The sequence below is a fragment of the Hydrogenophaga sp. 5NK40-0174 genome, assembly GCF_040372165.1.
GTDB lineage: Bacteria > Pseudomonadota > Gammaproteobacteria > Burkholderiales > Burkholderiaceae_C > Hydrogenophaga.
Genome location: NZ_BAABWG010000002.1, coordinates 383,060 through 401,885, shown reverse-complemented (window position 1 = coordinate 401,885; position 18,826 = coordinate 383,060). Strand labels below are relative to the sequence as shown.

Here is an 18,826-nt window from a genome sequence, read left to right as displayed (position 1 = left end):
GGCGCTGCGCCGAGTATCCCCTCTGTTCAGCCTGACATCAAATGCTGCGAGACGCCTCTAGTTCCATCTGCTCTGTGGGTTCGGTCTGCGCCAGGGCCTGCCCGGTGACGCTCTGGGGCTGCGCCGCCTCCTGTGCGGTGGGCGATGCGCTCAGCGCGTCTGCCACGTTCAACTCGGTCAGGATGCCGTTGTGCAAGGCTGCAATGCGTGAACCGTCCTGGCTGAGCATCAGGCGCTCGGGCTCGCCCAGGCCTTTTGCGGCCAGGTGTTGCTCCCAGGCCTGCGCGATTCGTTGCTGGTCTTGCGCGGAGTAGCCCGCCTCGTCCATGGCTTCGCGCAGCGGGTCGAGACTGTGAGGCGCGTCCGCCGGGTCGAGCGAGGCCTCCTTTTCCGGCTCGTCTGGCGGCAGCGTGATGCCGAGGCCGCCCTGGTAGTTTTCAATGGTGATGTGTTCACCCTGCGCATTGGTCACCACCAGGTGGCCACTTTCCTTGCGATAGGTGAACCCCTGTTCAGGCGAACCGTTGAGGGCCTTCCCTCCCCAGAACACCATCCCCTGACCGTCTCTGTCGGCGATCGTGGCGTTGGCCTCTACGACATACAGATCCATGCCTGCGCCGCCCTCAAGGCGGTCGCGACCGCCGCCGCCAATGAGCACGTCATTGGCATTGCCGCTCTTGAGCACATCATCGCCGCCCAGCCCGACCATCAGGTCTTCGCGCGCAGGCTCTTCTCGCCGCACGGGCGTGTCCAACGTGGCCGCATGGTTCGGGTCCGGCTGGTCTGCTGTCGTGTGGTTCTGTCCGGCAGCCAGATCGCGACCGGGATCGACATAGATGCCTGCCACATCAAAACGGTCATCGCCCAGTGCGTCGGCCACTTCGGGATAGGTCTCACGCAAATGCGCCATCCAGGCCAGGCGCGCCGGTTCAAGCGCGTCACGAATGGTGGGCGCTTCGCCAAAGGTGCCCGTCACGCCGGGGTAGTCGCGATTGGCCAGGGCCAGCAGGTCGCGGGCGCCGGCCTGTCCGGTCAGCGTCTCGCCCCACCGACCCTCCACGTCCTGGATGTGGTCGCGGTGCAGCGTGAGCATCTGCATGACCGATTTGGCTTCTTCGGGTGTCACGTTCTGCTCGTCGTCGTAAAGGCCGAACACCTCGGCCTCCACCAGGCGCCGCTTGCGCAAGCCAGCTTCATAGGGCGCATTCGAGCCCCAGCAGTTGTAGCGCAGCTGATACCAGGCCTCCGCACGGTTGCCCGTTTCGATGGCGTCGAGCAAGGGGTGGCCTCTCATGGCCGTGACACCCCGGTTGTAGGTCACGGAAGTGAGGGCCAGGCGTTCGTGGGAGTCAGGCATGCCCAGCCTGTCCGCGTGCACCGCATATTCGGCAGCCGAGGCCACCAGCAACTGGTCAGCCTCAGCCTCGCTGAGCTCGCGGCTGAACGCCAGACCAAGACGCGTTTTCTCGGCATCCGTGCCGGCCGCATCGATGGCCCGAATCTGCCGCCATTGGTCGTCAGTCAGCGCAATGCCGGACGCCTGCCAGATGGCTGCGTTGTTGTTGCGGTTGAAGGTATAGCCCCAGCCGATGGTGGCCTTGCCATCTCCCACGTCCTGCGCATGCCCATGAAGCGATTCGGTTTCCGCGATGACCTGACGCAAGCGGGCTGCGTAAGTGGCGGCATCCAGCGATTGGTAATCCATGATTCTTGATCCTCCCTCTGCCCTGCAGGCTCTTTGTTGTGGCGCCCAGTGGCCGGCCGCATTGAGCGTTCAGACCTTCCACTGGGCAGGCGACAGGTCTGGCTTCAGCGTGCCTCGCCCCAATAGGCCTTGCACAGGCTGGCCAACGCATCGTGACTTGCCGGATTCAGGTCTTCCGGCTTGCTGCGCTCGAGCACAGTGTCCACCGCAATGAGGTCATCACCGCCCTCGCCGTCCAGCACCTTCTCGGTACGCACCCAATGCACGCCATCGGCCTGCTTCTCAAGCGTGGCCATGGCAATGGCACCATTGCGCCCGCTGCGAATGGTCAGCACGGCGGTGTTGCCCACCACAGTGCCCACCACCGATCGGCCCTGCCCTTCATCGATGCGCGAGAGGCGTGGCGTCGCGGCATGGTGCGCGCCGCAGATGCGGCTGCCTTTCTGCAACAGATCGACCGTGAAGCCGCCACACTCGCCGGCAGGCATCGCCTTGTCACACACCTTCACCGACCAGGACCCGGCAAAAGTGTTGCTCGGGCCAGCAGCCCCGTGGCCACCGGCGGTACCGGCATTGGCACAGGCTGCCTGGGCCAGAGCCATCGCCCCGACCACCAGCAAGGAAGACGCCCATCCCCAGCGACGATTGTTGTTTTCGCGCGCGTGCATCAATTGAGTCATTATTTCGACCTACAAAAATGAAACACGCCCATGATAGCCCGCTTCAAAGACACCGGCTTCGGCCATGCTTCCCTGCTTTGATGAAACACGGCCGGAGCTCAGCCTCATTGCCATTGCCATTGCCATGAGAACTGCCGCCACATCGGAAGCCACTCCTGAAGCAACTCCTGAAGCAACTACCAAAGCTATCCAGGGTTCAATGGCAGAGCCCTGGTGGGCCGGACGAGCATGACCCAACAAGCCCGACCCGCCCTACTCTCCGTTACGCGTCCGGCATGCCACCGCCCAGCAGTCGCTGGATGACTGGCACAGACAGTGGTTTGGTCACATAGCCCTTGATGAGGCTGAGTGCCTTGGCGCGCTGTTTGTCGGCCTGGTTGTCTGACGATGTGAGCATGACCAGCAGCAGGCTGGGCTTGTCCGTCAGGAGTGGCGTGGCTTCCTCGACCATTTCGAAGCCGCTCATGAGGGGCATGTTGATGTCGAGAAAAATGCACATCCTGGTGGTGAGCGCATCGGTGCGAAAAAACTCGAGCGCCTCGATACCACTGTAAAAGATCAGGATCTCGCCGGTGAACCCCGCGCGACGGATCATGATCTCGTGGTAGACGTTGTCCGCTTCATTGTCGTCTATCAGTACAAAGCGGTCGTAGCTGTTCATGCGCTCTCTCCTGTGTCCTCAGCTGGCATGGGCCACCGGCAGCTTCAGCTCGAAACAGCTGCCTTGCATCTGATCCGAGCCTACCTGAATCTGCCCTCGATGCAAGTCGGCGATGCGCCGGCAGATGGACAGACCCAGGCCTGTACCGGGGACATCTTTCTTGTTGTGCAGGCGCGTGAACATCTCGAAGATTTTTTTCCTGTGCTCTGGTGGAATGCCGATGCCGTTGTCCTGCACCCGGATCAGGTGCCATCCATCTTCCTCGCAGCCTTCGATGGAGATCATCGGCGTGCGGTCCGAGGGGCAGAACTTCAGGGCATTGGCCACCAGGTTTTGCACCAATATGCGCAGCAAGGTGGCGTCTCCCATGACGGCGGGCAATGCCGCCACATCAACTTGTGCCTTGCGCTCTGCGATGCGGCTGGAAAGGTCTTCGCACACATTGGCGGCCACGGTGTTCATGTTCACGGGCGCCAGGTCCAGGTCGTGGCGGTCCAGGTGAAGGAACTCGAGCAAATCGTCGAGCAGACACTTGATTCGATTGCCACCGCTTTGAACATAGCCCAGGTATTTGCTCGCATGGGGAGGCAGGTTAAGAGTCTCGTCTTCGGCCAGCAGGCCCGAGAAGTTGCAGATGGTGTTGATGGGTTCGCGCAGGTCGTGCGAGATGATGTGAATGAAGCGCTGCTGCTCCAGTGTCTTATGCTCGAGCTGCTCGACCGTGGCTTTCAGGTCCAACTCGCGTGTGTGGATACCCTGCACATCGTGGGAACGGACCACCACGCCTTTCACGCTGCCATCTGGCCTGAATGCCGGGAGGTAGGTGACTTCGACCGCACGCTCGCCCACCCCGGGAAAGGCAATGACAGCTTCGTAAGACACTTCCTGCCCGCTCAGCGCCGTGTCGAAATGCGGTTTAACAAGGCGGCTGAAGGTGTCCTCGCCCATGAGTTCGGGAATGCGTTGGCCGACAATGTCCTCAAGCTGCCGGCCCCAGTATTGCAGGTAGCAGTTGTTGACGTATCGATAGGTGTAGTCGCTGTCGACGTATGACAGCAGATCGAGCCCCGCCGCGGCCAGGCTGGCCTGCATCTCGGCTTGTCGCACCGACTCTTGCTGCTGTGTGTGCAGATTGAACTGGTGGGCTTCTTCACGCTCCATCAGGCTCAGCACCAGGCTCGCCAGAGAGCGCAGCGACTGTTCCTGCTGCGCGTCGAGCTTTCGGGGCTGGTGATCGATCACACAGACCGTGCCCATGGGCAGACCATCACGGGTTACGATCGGCGCACCGGCGTAGAAGCACACACGTGGGTCGCCGGTGACCAGCGGGTTGTCGCGAAAGCGCTCATCCTGGTGAGCGTTCTCCACGACCATGACGTGGTCCGGGTCAAGGATGGCGTGAGCACAGAATGCCATTTCGCGCGGCGTCTCCGATGCACTGAGGCCGATCTTGGACTTGAACCACTGGCGGTCTTCATCCACCAGCGACACCAGCGCCATGGGTGTGCCGCAGATGGCTGACGCAAGCGTGGTGATGTGGTCGAACGACTCCTGAGGCAAGGTGTCGAGCACGCCAAAGCGTCGCAAGCGGGCCAACCGTTCCGCCTCTTGGGCTGGCAGTCTGGCTATCAGCATCTGAACATCTCCCGGATCATTCCATCCTCCTCTTCATCCCCGCGCCACGCACGCAGGACATCGTGTCTTCGACAACAAAACGTACCGGATAGTCCATAAAAGACCACCGGTACAACAAACCCTTGCAGGCATTCATCGACGCCGCAAAGTGGTCAGGATCAAAAAAAGGAATGGTGCGACGGCACCTGTGTTCTTATGCTCTTCAGTGGCAAACGCAGGCCGTCTCAAGAAGCACAAACCAGCGCGGTCCACCAGCGCGTCGCGTAGTGTTCCCAGTGCCGAGCCGGGAAGCAGCGACTGCTTGGTTGGTGGTGCCCGGCCTCGCCATTGAAGCTGGACTCGATGCTCTTCGAGGCACCATTGCCACCGCCAGCAAGAAACCATCAAAACAGCAGGACTCGATCGACATCGTGACTGCTGAAGCGCTTTGACTCTTCGCTGGGTTGGCACAAATTATCAAATCACATCTGCGCCATTTAAACGAAGAACTGCATTGGCCCTTGCGCATACATGGACATTGCGTCTGATGCGCGCCACCCACTGCCGAGCATCCCAATCCGGGGAGAAAATGCGAAAAACCCCCAGTGAATCAACGGTCTGAAGACGCTACCGACCGATCACCCGCCGTACGCAGTGACTGAGAGTTGTCACGGACCCACCGCCGAAGCGTGAAACCTCTCACGCATTCAAACGCACTCACTCAGCTGCACAAAGTGAGCGGACCACGAGGCATATAGAAGCAGACGCAAACCACATTGAGCCCGAAAGAACTCAGTTTTCATGACAGGCAATTCAATGTGATGAATTACCAGTGCCCTTGACAGGCAGCCATCGTGCATAGCGCGCGCACTGTGGAGAGAAAACGTCATTCGCCTTGCAGGTGATGGGTGCGCTGGCACCTGGGTCGGAAAAACCAAACCTCAAGGACTCGAAACGTATCTCGGAAATCCGAAGGCCTGAGACCCGACCTTCGGTGCTTGAAGCACATACCCCTGCTCTTCAATCCCGCAGCAGATGCCGGAACCGGATCAAAAGCACTACAAATACTCTACGCCATTGAATGCCCACGTCTTCTTGGACAAGCAAATGAACTGCAGGTTGCAGTGACGCAGGAAGTCGTCACCACTATCCAACCAGATGGGTAATGAAAGCACATCCCGGCGAACCAATATCCCAACGTCCCAACGAGCATTGGAAGCAATACGAACCCTGCGACGAGGAGCGATGCCCCAACTCTTGGCCTCCTGAAGTGGTTTGGCGTCAACCCTCAGCATGCTTCTCACTGAAATCTGCGTCTGGCGTTGAGAATCGCCGGCATCAGAGGCAGGTCGAAAGAACCTCTATGGCTCGAGTGATCTCGCGATTGTTCGAGACCCGACGCTCGGACCTTTCCACAAGCAAACGAAGAGAGCTGCAGCAGGTCTGCAACAGCCCCCCCTTTCTTTGATCGCTCGCATCCGAGTCAATGTAAGCCAGACGGTGCATCAAAGCATTCACATGCCCGTCACGCGGCGGGCTGCAGCCTCACCTTCGGAAAGTCCAACGGAACATCCAGCGCCACATTGACGTAGTTGGTGAAGAGATTCAAGGCAACATGGGCCAGTATCTCGACTACTGCCTCGTCGCTGAAGCCGGCATCGCGAAGGCTCTGCACGTCTTCGCCACTTACTTGAGCGCGGTTGTCGACGATCTTGGTCGCAAAACGCAAGGCTGCCTGGGTGGGGCCGTCCTCCGACTGGCCTGCCTGCGCCGCAGCCATTTCCTGTTCGGTGGCGCCAGCCTTCTTGCCCAGCACCGTGTGAGCCGCCAAGCAATAGTCGCAGCGGTTGCGGTCTGCAATGGCTACTGCGATCTGCTCGCCCAGCTTTGCGGGAATACCGCCTTGGCCAAGGGCAACGAACGACCCCCACATGCTCTTCAACGAGGCTGACGAATTGGCCACCGCCCGAAACATGTTGGGTGTGGCACCAAAGGCGGAGTTGATCTGTTCAAGCAAGTGCTGCGCCTCGCCAGAAGCTTCGGAATGTTCAATAAGTGGGACGCGGTTCATGGTGTGTACCTTTCAAGATCGGTGAAATCAAGTGCAAAAGAAAAAGAGGAAAAAGAGAGAGAGAAAGAAGAAGAAGAAGAAGAGGAAAACAGGCGAAGTTGTCGGAGAGGAAAAGACGGGAAATTGGAGACGAAAACAATGGGCGTCAGAGCGACGCCTCAAGGGCCTCCGCTCTGGGCCATTTCAAGACGCTTCGATGCCGCTTTAGAACGCCCTCAGAACCGGCCGTCCCGAACGTAGGGATGGCTCCAGAGAATGGTTTGCAACAGCACTGACTTGACCCACGCGGCGTGCATCTTGTCCACCTCTTGTGCGGACGCGCCTTTCTTGGCCAGAAAGGGTTTGAGTGTCGTGGTCACCGGAATCGTCAATGCCGGCACATACCGGAAGTTGACGAAAGGCATGCTGTCGACGCCATCCGTCTTGTTCTTGTGGGGCGAGGTATGGCGGCGTCCGATTTCATACTGATAGTCCAGCCAAGCCTGGTCGTAGTTGGCTTCTGCTGTGTCCAGGATCCACTGGCCAAACCGCTTGCGCACAGCGGCGAGGTAGGCCGCATCAGGCTTGCCTGATTGCTGGTTCTTGAAGAACACGACCAGCTCTGGCGTTGATGCCACGAACCCATACCAGACATCCAGAATGGCGTCCGTCTGATCTGCAAGGATGGCCTTGCTCATGCGCAAGTAGCGGACGTCCTCTTCTGTGAACAGCATGGTCTTCTTCAGCGCTTCCAGGTCTGCAACAACGTACGGTGCTTTGGCCAGTGAGGCATGGCCATAGGTGTAGCCCGGAATGGAAGGCACGGTTTCGGCGGCAGCAATGGAAGAGGCCAGGCTTGCAGATGCCAGGATGGCTGCGGAGGTGATTCGAGCAATGGACATGAGGGCTCCAGTCTTGGATGAGATGAAAGGGAGAAACGATGAACAGGAGTTTGCGCTGAATTGAAGTACGATTGGCATTCATTCGTCCACCATGTTTTGCAGATCGTCCAGATTGATCCGAAATGCCGATAGTTGCCGATAGTTCCAAGATCGCCCTAAGCAAACATGCGGACGCGAGTTCAACCGCCAATGCTGTCGACCGCCTTTCTTCCTTGCTCGAAAGGTTCAGGGTCCATGCGCATCTGTTTCACCACGGCCCTTTGTGTGGCGTGACGACTTTCGCGGCGGAACCGGGAAGAGCCTTTCTTCATGTGCTACGCCGCGGAGAGATGCTGGTGAGCCACCGAACTCGGTCGGGCGCCCCCCGAAAGCTTCAGGTGAGCCAACCGAGCTTGCTGTTCTATCCGCGCCCCCTGTACCATGCTTTCCACAATGCACCCGAGGAAGGCAGCGATCTGGTCTGCGCTACTCTGAGCTTCGACGGCGGGGCACAGCACCCTCTGGTACTCGCACTTCCCCCGGTGGTGGTTGTGCCGGTGGATGCGGTGGAAAGCATCGGGAAGACGCTGGACCTCCTGTTCGCCGAAACCGACAAGGTTCGGTGCGGCCAGCGCCTGCTGGCAGATCGTTTGTTTGAAGTGCTCTTGCTACAGATGCTTCGCTGGATGCTCGACCACGGACCAGAAGTAGGTGTAGACAGTGGGCTGCTCGCAGGGTTGTCCAGCCCGAAGCTGGCACGCGCACTGACGGCATTGCACGATCGGCCAGGTGACGCCTGGCCACTAGAACGCCTGGCCGCCGTCGCCGGCATGTCACGCAGCGCCTTCGCTGCAGAGTTCAAAGACGCAGTCGGCGTGACGCCGGGCGAATATCTGGTTCGGTGGCGCGTCTCCGTCGCCCAGACCCAGCTACGATCGGGCTTTCCGGTCAAAGCCGTGAGCGACGAACTGGGCTACGCCAGCCCCGCAGCATTCTCAAGAGCATTCACCAAAGTGGCGGGGGTTTCGCCCATGCAATGGGTCAGATCAATTGCCCCGACCACACCGCTCGTCAAAGTCCCGAAGTGACTAAGCGCAGCTCGCTCGTACCTGACTCACCACGACCTTTGAACCCCTGCTCTAGAACAGCGGCAATATCTGCTGTTCACACATCGCTCTGAGGCTGTTACGTGCAGCTTCACTCTGATTCCCGCTGTTCTCCTGGCGGACACGTTGCAGAACTTGCTGGTACTGCTCCGAATTTTCGTGCTGCTTCAGGGCTTCGGCGTTTTCAGTTCGCCATTTCTTCATGGCGGCCGAGTAATTCCCGCCACCCGATGCATCGAGCTTCGCGCAGATCTCCAGCGTGGCGTGCACGGCCGCCAACAACAGCGCATCCCTGTTCATGGACTTTGTAAGGGAAGCTGGAGTCCCGCTGTGATCCGTGCCGGCCGGAGCAGCCGGGCTACCGCCCGTTGAACTGGCGGTTTCAGAAGCTGCTTTCTGGGGAACCCTCAACACCTGCGTCTTGCTTGTGCCGGCACAGGGTGCGTCCTGGTAGCTGATCTTGCCCGACGCATCTTTGCACTTGTTGATTGCGTGGGCGTTGGCGCTTGCCATCAATGCAAGCGCTATCAAACAGGCATGGCCTTTCATCTTTTCTCACCTCCCTGTAATTGCTGTGTGCGCGAGAGGATAGCCCAACCGAAGCTGAGCAATCGCGGGAGAGAGAATTGAATTTCAGGGTCAGGTCTTGTCTGTTGCCTGCTTGCTGAACTGAGAGGGCAAAAGGCAAGACCTGACCTTCAACCTTCCTCCCGAGGCATATAGAAGCAGACGCAAACCACATTGAGCCCGAAAGAACTCAGTTTTCATGACAGGCCATTCAATGTGATGAATTACCAGTGACCTTGACAAGCAGCCATCGTGCATTCCGCGCGGCCTGTGGAGAGAAAACGTCATTCGCCTTGCAGGTGATGGGTGCGCTGGCACCTGGGTAGGAAAAACCAAACCTCAAGGACTCCAAGGACATCGCGACAATCCGAAGGGCTGAGATCCGACCTTGGTTGCTTGAAGCGCATACCCCTGCTCTTCAATCCCGCAGCAGATGCCGGAACCGGATCAAAAGCACTACAAATACTCTACGCCATTGAATGCCCACGTCTTTTCGGACAGGCAGATGAGCTGCAGGTTGCGGTGAAGCAGGAAGTCGTAAACGCCCTCCAGCCACCAGGATGGCGCAAACGCATCCCAGCGGACAAATATCCCGACGAGCATTTGAAGCACCACGATCACTGCGACGAAGAGCAAAGCCCCGACACTTGGATTCCTGAATTGCTGTCGATCGAATTCATGCCTGGCAGAGAATCTGTCTAGCCACTTGGTCATATCGGTTCTCTCGCTTCTATGCGACTCGATCGACCTGAAGTGCAAAAAGATTGGCCTGACCCATGCGTTTCACACTCAAAGCTCACTCTGCTGCAACAGCGAAAGACCGCAGCCAGGGGTCGAGGTGAGCGATGTCAAGCGTGCCCGATTCAAACATCTGCATCATCTCTGCATGGATCTGCATCGGCGCGCGCTGCAAGCGCCAACCATTGATGCGCAGAAACACGTCGGCTGCCGCAAAGGCGATGCGCTTGTTTCCGTCCACAAAGGGATGATTGATCGCCAGGCTTTCCAGCAGCGCAGCCGCCTCGGCCACGATGTCCTCGTAGTAGCCGGTCTGCGGGCGGAACAGAGCGACCTCCAGCGCGCCGGGATCGCGCACACCGGTAGCCCCGCCATAGCGTTGCATCAGTATCGTGTGCATGCCCAGCACATCGGCCACGGTCAGGTAGTCGTGTGGCACGGGCGCTTACTTGGCCAGTTCGCGGTAAAGGCCATCGAACTCTTCCAGACTCGAGGCGAACGACGCCATCACATGGCGGCGGGGGCGCTCGTTTTGCTGCCGGTCGATGTAGTCGCGCAGCGCTTCATCCAGCACGGCCTGGAACTGGCGCCCCTGGCTTTCTGCGATTTGACGCAACGCAGCCAGCACATCAGGCGCGGCCTGGGAGGAGAACTTTTCTCGAACAGGCGTTGTCATGGCGGTCCCATCATGATTCATCTTGATGCTTCATGATAGAGCAAGACTGACCTGATCGCCACCTTCGATCCGGAGGGTTGAGGGTTGAGGATCGCCTCCTTCAAAGGCAGGTCTCGACTATCGCTCGTTGGCTGAACTGAGCAAGCATAGCCTGGCCCTTAGCGCCTTAAATCACGTCAGGCAGTTGAGGCTCGATTGCTGGATGCATGCTTGACGTTCAAGACGGTATCTGACCCCTAAACGGATGTGCTTATTGTCTGGCGGCTGCGGCAAGAGGACAAAGGCAAGGTCTTACCTTTAACCCCATTCCCATTTACCTAGCACCAAGCGCGTCTGACACCTTCTGCCCGGCGGCGATGAGATCTTTGACCAGGCGTTCGTCTATTTCGAGCAAGCCTTCGTATTCCCCCAGGTTGCGCTTGTTGTGGCAGAGGTCCAGCACGCGCCAAACGTCTGGCCCCAGGCCCAGCGTGGGGGAAGCACCTGGAAAACGACGTAGCGGTTGGCTGCGCGGTAGCCCTTGGCGCGCAATGCTGCAAGGCACAGCGCGTGCGCTGCGTTGTAGGCCAAATCGAAGCGGCTTTCCAGTGCCAAGGACGCATTGCCTGCGTCGATCAAACGAGCGCGTCCTGTGCGCAGCAATCCACTGATTTCGGCTGCATCGGGTGGCTCCGGTTTGAGTGAGCCGCCGGGACGGCTCAGGTTTTCAAGCGGGTTTGTCGCCGGGTTCATGTGTGGGTGATTCCTCCTGACCGATCAGCCATATCTTTGGCTGTTGCATCACACGATGGATGAACGCATTGTCGCCTTCCAGCCGGCTTTGGAAGTCGCTGAGGGTGTAGAGCGCAGGGTTGACAGGTCGCCCCAAGGTTTGGCTCGCACTTTCCAGCGCACCAAACAACTCGCCATAACCCAGCGTATCGCTCACCACCAGCAGATCCACATCGCTGGCTGCCGTGTCCTGCTGTTTGGCCATGGAGCCGAACACAAAGGCCTGGTCAATCTGCGACGCCAGCGGAGCGAGCGCCGCACGGAGAACGTCGGCCAGCCCCATGGTCTTGAGCACCAGGCCACGCAACTCCGCAAAAACAGGCGAGGCCGTGTTGGCCTGAAAGTGTTTCTGGTTGCCCTGCTTGCGCACGGTCAGCAAGCCTGCGTCCGCCAGGCTGCCCAGCTCGCGCTGCACCGCACCCGCGCCCGACTGTGCCAGGCCAATGACTTCATTTGTGTAGAAGCTGCGGTCTGGCGCACCGAAAAGCACAGCCAGCACGCGTTGGCGCACTTTGGTAAAGAGCGCGTCAGCGATGGACGAAGTAGACGCAGCAGCAGCAGTAGGAGACGCGCCAGACGGTGTCGACGACGAGATAATACCCATATCAGGTTTGATCATACCCAAAAATGATTTTTCTGAGTAGGCTTGATGACGATTTAAGGCCGGCAAACGACGGTCGACTGGACAATTGGCGGACTGACCGGGAAGGCCTCAGGCCCAAAGCCGTGATCCTGGCTATGGCCTGCGTGCACACATGCACAAGCTGGTGCGATTGATCTATGGAGTGCTCAAGTCAGGCCGGTCAAGCACTTGCTGCCCGATTCCTGGGTGGGAAGCTTGACTTTCATCTGACCCTCAATTCCCGATTCCATGCTCATCCGTCAACCATCAGCTTCGCCACCTTCCGACGTCGCCTGGATGGCTTTGTTATGTGCGCTTTCTCCAAAGCGCTCCTTCATCACATCGGAAACAGACTGTACCTTCCCCCATCGCCCTTTCTCTGAAGAAAATGTCGCTGCATCCTTTTCGTGATCGAGTAGCCAATCCGAAAAATCTTTTCCTCTTTCTGTTAGAAAAATCTTATCTCGCCCGCCGGACACTGAAATCAACTCTGTTCCATTGAGCTTTGCGATAAAACTACCGGGCGAAAAGACACCCATAGAAATCCCTTTATCTCTTGTAATTATTTCATATCGATGGGTGTATCCCTTTTCATTTATATTAGAAACATCCAAATAGTTTCCGTACTTACGCATTAATATTAGATGTTGCTTCGCATCCTCTGCCAATAAGTTATCCATCAATAGAAACAGCGCATCAACGTCTCGAGGGTTGCTTTCAAATTTCGCTACTGCTTCTACCGTTTCATTAGGAATGCCTCGCATGGCATTAGCAAAAGATTCTGGAGAAATCTCTCCGTACTCAGAAGGCCCGTAAAAGTTCTCTGGTTTAAACCACAAAAAAGCAAAGAAAATCGCCGTAACGACTGTTGAATAGCTGATCACAAAAACCACTAGAGCAGCTTGCGGCCATCCTTCGATCTTTACGGCAGCAACCCCAGCGGTAGCCTGAGCGAAAATTATGAACAGCCCAATCAGCCACAGCGGTGAACTGCGAAAATGCTTTAACATATCCATTCCTTACACACAATACCGCCCTCTAGGAAAAACCGAAGCGCAGCGCAGATTTATCCCTAGCAGCACTTCGTTATGTGCCATCTCGTTGTTTAATATGATCTTGCGTGTCAGGTGGTATCAAATCAGCGTACAGACCTTCAAGATCTTTTGGTTTTGTAATGAGTTCTTCCGCAATAAAATTCAAGATGCCAAATAGCTTGCGGGCAATTTCGGTATTGTCATCCAAGTTTATTTGCCCAGGATGAACAGCATTGTTTCCTATTACCCTTAACAAATCTAAAGCCTGTTGAATTTTTGGACTCAAGCCTTCAGCCACCAGCGACTTTATATCACTATTGATATTCTTTCCGCTTTTACCTACTTGCTCTAATAGTTTTTGAAGAGCCAAGCGCAAGAGAGCAGTCGCACCCTTTGGCGAATCAACCAGAATCAACGAAGCTTCAAGATACAATGCTTTGATATCCTCATTCAAGTCTTCATTAGGTGGTGGGAGTATGGTTTTTTTAGGGTAAACAATTTTATTGTTTACCCACAGCGTGAAATCCTCACATGAAGAACAAGTTGCTACTGAAAAGCCCTTAGGGACAAAACTATAAAATCCTCTCTGAAATCTTGCATCTATTTCATTTAAAAATTTAACTACACATTCTTGGGCATAGTCTGTAATACTTGGTCTGTAATTCAAATACAGGTGGCGAACTATATCCTTAGCTGTATTTCCAGCTTTATCTGCTGTAAACCACTCTTGGATAGCAACCGTATTACAGTGTGGACACTGAAACTTCTTATTTCCATACTCAGGTATCATTAATTACTCCACATACAGGGAAAGCAAGCAACTTTAATCTAACGGAAAGACGCTGGATACCCACAATGCTTGCCATGAAGTAGAGTTTCATTTCACCTCAATTGAATTTCTGAAATCAAGTCTATAGAGCACAATGCTGTACGTAAGCATGTGCTGGCTTAACAGATCTGGCAATCCCACAACTCGCGCCAACCAAACACCTCCCCGGCCCAGTCAATCAGCAAGTCAGCCCCTCAAACAGAAACAAGCTTGTAAGCAAATACAGCTTACCCCTCCCCTCCCCAAAACGCTTACCCAATTTGAGGTTGCCTTCCCACCCCAACCGAGATTCCCCACCAATACCAACAAGTACCCAACAAAAGAGCGCGAGCAGAAAGAGAAACGAGAAGCGAGCAGACAACAAAAAAGCCACCCGAAGGTGGCTTTTCCTTTTCCTAGCGGATGAGAGAAATCGAACTCACTCAAGCATGCGCAGCCCTTAGCTGAATCGAGAAATCCCTCAACCCGGCAATGCCGCTGTCTTCCGCCCGCTTGCACCAGGCGGCCAGATCAGCCGCCAGTTGCTCGCGCGTGGCGTTGGTGCTGCTCCACAGCGCACGCAGTTCTTCGCGCATGGTGACCATTTTGTCGAGCACGGGGTGCTCGGCGCGGACCTGGGCCAGCTGGGGCTTGACGTCGGCGGGCACTTTGTCGTCGTCGCGGTGCAGCCAGCGGCGGGCCAGTTTGGCTTGTGACGCGCTGGCGCCTTCTTTCATGCCTTGCAGTTCGCGCTGGCAGGCGGCGCGCAGCTGGGTGGCGTAGCCGGCCATCACTTCATAGCGGTTGGCAATGATGGCTTCCAGCGTTTCTTCGGTGGGCACGGCCCGCACTTCGCCGTAAGCGAGCTTGGGCGGGGTCTTCTTGACCTTGGCCAGGCCCACGGCTTGCAGGATGGAGATGTACATCCAGCCGATGTCGAACTCGTAAGGCTTGACGGACAGCTTGGCGGACGTGGGGTAGGTGTGGTGGTTGTTGTGCAGCTCTTCGCCACCAATGATGATGCCCCAGGGGGAGATGTTGGTGCTGGCGTCGGTGGCTTCAAAGTTGCGGTAGCCCCAGTAGTGGCCAATGCCGTTGATGATGCCGGCGGCGGTGATCGGGATCCAGGCCATTTGAATGGCCCACACGGTACCGCCCAGGGCACCGAACAAGGCCACGTCGATGATGAGCATCAGGCTCACGCCCAGGATGGGGAAGCGCGAGTAGACGTTGTTCTCGATCCAGTCGTCCGGCGTGTTGTGGCCGAAGCGGTCCATGGTTTCCTGGTTTTTGGCTTCGGCGCGGTACAGCTCGGCGCCTTCCCAGAAGACTTTCTTGATGCCGAAGATGACCGGGCTGTGCGGGTCGCCTTCGCGCTCGCATTTGGCGTGGTGCTTGCGGTGGATGGCCGTCCACTGCTTGGTGACCATGCCGGTGGTCATCCACAGCCAGAAGCGGAAGAAGTGGGAGACGATGGGGTGCAGGTCCAGGGCGCGGTGGGCCGAGTGACGGTGCAGGTAGATCGTGACGCTGGCGATGGTGATGTGCGTGAGCACCAGCGCCACCAGCAGGGTTTGCCACCAGGTGAGGTTCAGCAGGCCTTGCGAAACAAACGCAACAACGCTGTCGAACATGGAAGCAAAGGAGTAAGCGGATTCGTTCATTCAGTTCCTATGGGCTGGCAAGGCTTTACCCGCCACGCAGGCAGCTGCCGTTGATCAGGCAGCGAACTTGCGCGTGTGTGCGGCAGGGTTGCGCCAGCAAGTGTCAACCTCATTGCCTGGCTGACAAGGCTCGGAGCATCCTCCATTTTAGCGAAGCATGCCAATATCGCCGAATGCTAATTTCGTGAAAAGGCCTTGAAAAACAAGAACTTTCTGATTCAGATCAGGGTTTTAGGGCCTTTTGACACTACTTCTTCTGCCAAACGGCGGCAAAAAAGCCGTCGGTACTGTGCTGATGGGGCCACAGGCGCAGGTAGAGATGGCCAGCGTTTCCACCCGTACAGAGCACCTCAGGTGTGGGCACTTTGGCGGCCCTCAAGGCCTCGAGGGCGGGCATGGCGGAAAAGTCTTTGGCGTGAGCGGCCGAGAAGGCTTCTGCCACGTCTTCGTTTTCAGTGCGCAGCAGGCTGCAGGTGGCATAGACCAGCCGACCGCCCGGTTTGAGCAGGCGGGCGGCGCTTTCCAAAATGGAGGTTTGCAGTTGCGCCTGGGCGGCCACGGTCTCGGGCGTCTGGCGCCATTTCAAATCCGGGTTGCGGCGCAGGGTGCCCAAGCCGGAGCACGGAGCGTCCACCAGCACGCGGTCCATCTTGCCTTCGAGCTTGCGAAGGCGCTGGTCGTGCTCGTTGTTGAGCACCATGGTGTGCACGTTGCTCAGGCCGCTGCGGGCCAGCCGCGGCTTGAGCGCGTCCAGGCGGTGGGCGGAGGTGTCAAACGCATAGAGCCGGCCGCCGTCGCGCATGGCGCCGCCAATGGCCAGCGTCTTGCCGCCGGCGCCAGCGCAAAAGTCCACCACCATGTGCTGGCGGCGGGCGTCGAGCAGCAGGCACAGCAGTTGGGAGCCTTCGTCCTGCACTTCCACGCCGCCTTCGGTGAAGACTGGAAAGCGGTTGACGTTGCGCTTTTTGCTCAGGCGAATGCCCAGTGGCGCATAGGGCGTGGGGGATGCTTCCCAACCCATGTCGGCCAGCGCGGCGAGCACCGGCTCGCGCTTTTTCTGCTTGATGAGGTTGACGCGAAGGTCCAGCGGCGCGTTGTCCATCAAGGCCTTGGCCAGGGCGGTGAAGCCTTCGGCGCCGAGCTGTTCGGTCAGGGCATCGGCCAGCCAGGCGGGCAGGTTGTGGACGAGCTCGGGCCGGTCGGCCGGCAGGCTCTCGGGCTGGGCCAGGGCGCGGGCTTTGGCCAGCCATGCCCATTCGGCTTCGCTCACGCCGGCTTGCAAGGTGGCGTCGTCGCCGGCAAAGGCGAGCAAAGCCAGTTTGCGCGGCATGGGGCAGTCGCTGCCGTCCATGCCCTCGGGGTTTTTGGCGGCTTTGGCTTGCCATTCCAGCAAGGTGCGCTGGCGCAGCACGCGAAACACGGTGTCGGCCAGCACGCCGCGCTCGCGGGGGCCAAGCGATTTCTGGTCGCGGAAATGGCGGGCCACCACGGCGTCCGCCGGGTGGTCGAAGCGCAGCACCTGCTCCAGCAGGGCCGCAGCTTCCTTGAGAAGGGCTTTGGGGTGCATGGCGGGTATTGTCGCCTGCCATCGCCCCAGGCCAAATCGCCGATAATCGTGGGTTATGTCCGACATCGCACAACAGGTCAAACGTCGCCGCACGTTTGCCATCATTTCCCACCCTGACGCCGGTAAGACCACACTGACCGAGAAGCTGCTGCTTTTCTCGGGCGCGATCAATATCGCCGGTAGCGTCAAGGCCCGCAAGGCCGCCCGCCACGCCACCTCCGACTGGATGGAGATTGAAAAGCAGCGTGGCATTTCCGTGGCGTCGTCGGTGATGCAGATGGAATACCGCGATTGCGTGATCAACCTGCTCGACACCCCGGGCCACCAGGACTTCTCGGAAGACACCTACCGCGTGCTCACGGCGGTGGACGCCGCGCTGATGGTGATCGACGCGGCCAACGGTGTGGAGCCGCAGACCCGCCGCCTGCTGCAGGTTTGCCGTGCACGCAACACGCCCATCATCACCTTCATCAACAAGCTCGACCGCGAAGTGCAGCCACCGCTGGACCTGCTCGACGAGATCGAGCGCGAGCTGGGCATGACGGTGACACCATTCACCTGGCCGGTGGGCATGGGCAAGACCTTCCGTGGCGTGTTCGACCGCCGCACCGACCAGATGCGCGTGTTCGCCGCCGGCGATGACCGCCGCGGTGGCGACGAGGAAGTGCTGGTCGGCCTGGACAATGCCGAGAGCGTGAAGCGCTTTGGCAGCGATTTCGAGAACGCCAAAGACGAGCTGGAGCTGGTGGAAGGCGCCTGCGAACCGTTTGATCAGGCAGAGTTTCTGGCGGGCCGGCAGACGCCGATGCTGTTTGGCTCGGCGGTGAACAACTTCGGCGTGCGCGAAGTGCTGGACGCGCTGGTGGACCTGGCGCCACCCCCGGGCGCCCGCGAAGCGCTGCAGCGCGAAGTGAAGCCGGACGAGAAGAAATTCACTGGCGTGGTGTTCAAGATCCAGGCCAACATGGACCCGGCTCACCGCGACCGCATTGCGTTTGTGCGCGTCTCCAGCGGGCACTTCGAGCGCGGCATGAAGCTCAAGGTGGTGCGCTCGGGCAAGGACATCAAACCCAACACCGTGGTGAGCTTTCTCTCGCAGCGGCGCGAGCTGCTGGACGAGGCCTTTGCCGGCGACATCATCGGTATTCCCAACCATGGCGTGCTGCAGCTGGGCGACACCCTCACCGAAGGTGAATCCCTGCAGTTCACCGGCCTGCCCTTCTTTGCGCCGGAGATCATCCGCAGCGTGGAAGTGGCCGACCCGCTGCGCTCCAAGCAATTGCGTGCCGGCCTGACCCAGCTGGGCGAAGAAGGCGCGATCCAGGTGTTCCGCCCCGTGGCCGGCTCCGTGCTGTTGCTCGGCGCGGTGGGCCAGCTTCAGTTTGAAGTGGTGGCGCAGCGCCTGGAAGTGGAATACGGTGTGAAGGCGCGCATCACCAGCAGCCCCTTCCATGTGGCCCGCTGGGTGACGTGCGATGCCAAGGACGGTGGCGAGCAGGAACTCAAGCGCTTCATCGATGCCAACGCCCACCGCGTGGCGCTGGATGCGGTGGATGCGCCGACGGTGCTGCTCGACCACATGGCGACCTTGCGTGCGGTGGAAGAGAACTGGCCCAAGATCAAGTTCCACGCCATGCGGGAACACGCGGGCCTGGTGTTCCACAAAGGCGTTTAAGACGTAC

At 58.5% G+C, this 18,826-nt stretch carries 18 protein-coding genes; 2 read left to right on the top strand and 16 right to left on the bottom strand.

The window, feature by feature from the left end:
* Positions 1–37: 37 nt before the first annotated feature.
* The 6 genes from ABWV89_RS07540 to ABWV89_RS07515 all read right to left on the bottom strand — a co-directional run bounded on the left by ABWV89_RS07540 (position 38) and on the right by ABWV89_RS07515 (position 7,612).
* A complete protein-coding gene (locus tag ABWV89_RS07540; RefSeq protein WP_353395611.1) occupies positions 38–1,705 on the bottom strand; it encodes a glycoside hydrolase family protein in 1,668 nt (555 codons plus the stop codon).
* Between the two features lie 104 nt (positions 1,706–1,809).
* Positions 1,810–2,373: a hypothetical protein gene (locus ABWV89_RS07535; RefSeq protein ID WP_353395610.1), complete on the bottom strand. Its 564-nt coding sequence runs from the start codon at positions 2,371–2,373 to the stop codon at positions 1,810–1,812.
* A 274-nt stretch (positions 2,374–2,647) separates the two neighbouring features.
* Positions 2,648–3,046: a response regulator gene (locus ABWV89_RS07530; RefSeq protein ID WP_353395609.1), complete on the bottom strand. Its 399-nt coding sequence runs from the start codon at positions 3,044–3,046 to the stop codon at positions 2,648–2,650.
* Positions 3,047–3,064: 18 nt separating this feature from the next.
* Positions 3,065–4,681 (bottom strand): GAF domain-containing sensor histidine kinase, encoded by a 1,617-nt coding sequence (locus ABWV89_RS07525; RefSeq protein ID WP_353395608.1) that lies wholly within the window; start codon positions 4,679–4,681, stop codon positions 3,065–3,067.
* Positions 4,682–6,185: 1,504 nt separating this feature from the next.
* A complete protein-coding gene (locus ABWV89_RS07520) occupies positions 6,186–6,731 on the bottom strand; it encodes a carboxymuconolactone decarboxylase family protein (protein WP_353395606.1) in 546 nt (181 codons plus the stop codon).
* A 215-nt stretch (positions 6,732–6,946) separates the two neighbouring features.
* Positions 6,947–7,612 carry a protoglobin domain-containing protein gene (locus ABWV89_RS07515; RefSeq protein ID WP_353395605.1) on the bottom strand — a complete coding sequence of 222 codons (666 nt, stop codon included), beginning with the start codon at positions 7,610–7,612 and terminating at the stop codon, positions 6,947–6,949.
* 122 nt (positions 7,613–7,734) lie between these two features.
* On the opposite strand from ABWV89_RS07515, the gene ABWV89_RS07510 reads away from it, so the two are divergent.
* Positions 7,735–8,679 carry an AraC family transcriptional regulator gene (locus ABWV89_RS07510; protein WP_353395604.1) on the top strand — a complete coding sequence of 315 codons (945 nt, stop codon included), beginning with the start codon at positions 7,735–7,737 and terminating at the stop codon, positions 8,677–8,679.
* 51 nt (positions 8,680–8,730) lie between these two features.
* On the opposite strand, the gene ABWV89_RS07505 is transcribed toward ABWV89_RS07510, so the two are convergent.
* From ABWV89_RS07505 to ABWV89_RS07460, 10 genes are all read right to left on the bottom strand, one after another.
* Complete coding sequence (locus tag ABWV89_RS07505; protein WP_353395602.1) at positions 8,731–9,246, bottom strand: DUF4124 domain-containing protein; 516 nt, start codon at positions 9,244–9,246, stop codon at positions 8,731–8,733.
* A 474-nt stretch (positions 9,247–9,720) separates the two neighbouring features.
* Positions 9,721–9,978 (bottom strand): hypothetical protein, encoded by a 258-nt coding sequence (locus tag ABWV89_RS07500; protein WP_353395601.1) that lies wholly within the window; start codon positions 9,976–9,978, stop codon positions 9,721–9,723.
* An 82-nt stretch (positions 9,979–10,060) separates the two neighbouring features.
* Positions 10,061–10,441, bottom strand: coding sequence for a type II toxin-antitoxin system death-on-curing family toxin (locus ABWV89_RS07495; protein ID WP_353395600.1), 381 nt, complete (start codon positions 10,439–10,441; stop codon positions 10,061–10,063).
* Between the two features lie 6 nt (positions 10,442–10,447).
* Positions 10,448–10,678 carry a hypothetical protein gene (locus ABWV89_RS07490; protein ID WP_353395599.1) on the bottom strand — a complete coding sequence of 77 codons (231 nt, stop codon included), beginning with the start codon at positions 10,676–10,678 and terminating at the stop codon, positions 10,448–10,450.
* Between the two features lie 381 nt (positions 10,679–11,059).
* A complete protein-coding gene (locus tag ABWV89_RS07485) occupies positions 11,060–11,410 on the bottom strand; it encodes a hypothetical protein (RefSeq protein WP_353395598.1) in 351 nt (116 codons plus the stop codon).
* Positions 11,385–12,068 (bottom strand): nucleotidyltransferase domain-containing protein, encoded by a 684-nt coding sequence (locus tag ABWV89_RS07480; RefSeq protein WP_353395597.1) that lies wholly within the window; start codon positions 12,066–12,068, stop codon positions 11,385–11,387. Before ABWV89_RS07480 ends, ABWV89_RS07485 begins: the two co-directional genes overlap by 26 nt.
* A gap of 263 nt (positions 12,069–12,331) precedes the next feature.
* A complete protein-coding gene (locus ABWV89_RS07475) occupies positions 12,332–13,081 on the bottom strand; it encodes a hypothetical protein (RefSeq protein ID WP_353395595.1) in 750 nt (249 codons plus the stop codon).
* A gap of 76 nt (positions 13,082–13,157) precedes the next feature.
* Entirely contained in the window at positions 13,158–13,895 is a 738-nt protein-coding gene (locus ABWV89_RS07470) for a DUF4145 domain-containing protein (RefSeq protein WP_353395594.1), read from the bottom strand.
* 461 nt (positions 13,896–14,356) lie between these two features.
* Positions 14,357–15,577, bottom strand: a complete 1,221-nt coding sequence (locus tag ABWV89_RS07465) for a DesA family fatty acid desaturase (RefSeq protein WP_353395592.1) — start codon at positions 15,575–15,577, stop codon at positions 14,357–14,359.
* Between the two features lie 247 nt (positions 15,578–15,824).
* Positions 15,825–17,144 (bottom strand): RsmB/NOP family class I SAM-dependent RNA methyltransferase, encoded by a 1,320-nt coding sequence (locus ABWV89_RS07460; protein ID WP_353395591.1) that lies wholly within the window; start codon positions 17,142–17,144, stop codon positions 15,825–15,827.
* A 55-nt stretch (positions 17,145–17,199) separates the two neighbouring features.
* On the opposite strand from ABWV89_RS07460, the gene ABWV89_RS07455 reads away from it, so the two are divergent.
* Positions 17,200–18,819: a peptide chain release factor 3 gene (locus ABWV89_RS07455; protein ID WP_353395589.1), complete on the top strand. Its 1,620-nt coding sequence runs from the start codon at positions 17,200–17,202 to the stop codon at positions 18,817–18,819.
* The last annotated feature ends 7 nt before the right edge of the window (positions 18,820–18,826 follow it).

What these genes read in the sequence shown, in the direction of transcription:
- ABWV89_RS07520 (WP_353395606.1), bottom strand. Translation starts at nt 6,731, where the DNA reads ATGAACCGCGTCCCACTTATTGAACATTCCGAAGCTTCTGGCGAGGCG.
- ABWV89_RS07540 (WP_353395611.1), bottom strand. Translation starts at nt 1,705, where the DNA reads ATGGATTACCAATCGCTGGATGCCGCCACTTACGCAGCCCGCTTGCGT.
- ABWV89_RS07500 (WP_353395601.1), bottom strand. Translation starts at nt 9,978, where the DNA reads ATGACCAAGTGGCTAGACAGATTCTCTGCCAGGCATGAATTCGATCGA.
- ABWV89_RS07455 (WP_353395589.1), top strand. Translation starts at nt 17,200, where the DNA reads ATGTCCGACATCGCACAACAGGTCAAACGTCGCCGCACGTTTGCCATC.
- ABWV89_RS07470 (WP_353395594.1), bottom strand. Translation starts at nt 13,895, where the DNA reads ATGATACCTGAGTATGGAAATAAGAAGTTTCAGTGTCCACACTGTAAT.
- ABWV89_RS07460 (WP_353395591.1), bottom strand. Translation starts at nt 17,144, where the DNA reads ATGCACCCCAAAGCCCTTCTCAAGGAAGCTGCGGCCCTGCTGGAGCAG.
- ABWV89_RS07525 (WP_353395608.1), bottom strand. Translation starts at nt 4,681, where the DNA reads ATGCTGATAGCCAGACTGCCAGCCCAAGAGGCGGAACGGTTGGCCCGC.
- ABWV89_RS07465 (WP_353395592.1), bottom strand. Translation starts at nt 15,577, where the DNA reads ATGAACGAATCCGCTTACTCCTTTGCTTCCATGTTCGACAGCGTTGTT.
- ABWV89_RS07485 (WP_353395598.1), bottom strand. Translation starts at nt 11,410, where the DNA reads ATGAACCCGGCGACAAACCCGCTTGAAAACCTGAGCCGTCCCGGCGGC.
- ABWV89_RS07510 (WP_353395604.1), top strand. Translation starts at nt 7,735, where the DNA reads ATGCCGATAGTTGCCGATAGTTCCAAGATCGCCCTAAGCAAACATGCG.
- ABWV89_RS07535 (WP_353395610.1), bottom strand. Translation starts at nt 2,373, where the DNA reads ATGCACGCGCGCGAAAACAACAATCGTCGCTGGGGATGGGCGTCTTCC.
- ABWV89_RS07505 (WP_353395602.1), bottom strand. Translation starts at nt 9,246, where the DNA reads ATGAAAGGCCATGCCTGTTTGATAGCGCTTGCATTGATGGCAAGCGCC.
- ABWV89_RS07475 (WP_353395595.1), bottom strand. Translation starts at nt 13,081, where the DNA reads ATGTTAAAGCATTTTCGCAGTTCACCGCTGTGGCTGATTGGGCTGTTC.
- ABWV89_RS07515 (WP_353395605.1), bottom strand. Translation starts at nt 7,612, where the DNA reads ATGTCCATTGCTCGAATCACCTCCGCAGCCATCCTGGCATCTGCAAGC.
- ABWV89_RS07480 (WP_353395597.1), bottom strand. Translation starts at nt 12,068, where the DNA reads ATGATCAAACCTGATATGGGTATTATCTCGTCGTCGACACCGTCTGGC.
- ABWV89_RS07530 (WP_353395609.1), bottom strand. Translation starts at nt 3,046, where the DNA reads ATGAACAGCTACGACCGCTTTGTACTGATAGACGACAATGAAGCGGAC.
- ABWV89_RS07490 (WP_353395599.1), bottom strand. Translation starts at nt 10,678, where the DNA reads ATGACAACGCCTGTTCGAGAAAAGTTCTCCTCCCAGGCCGCGCCTGAT.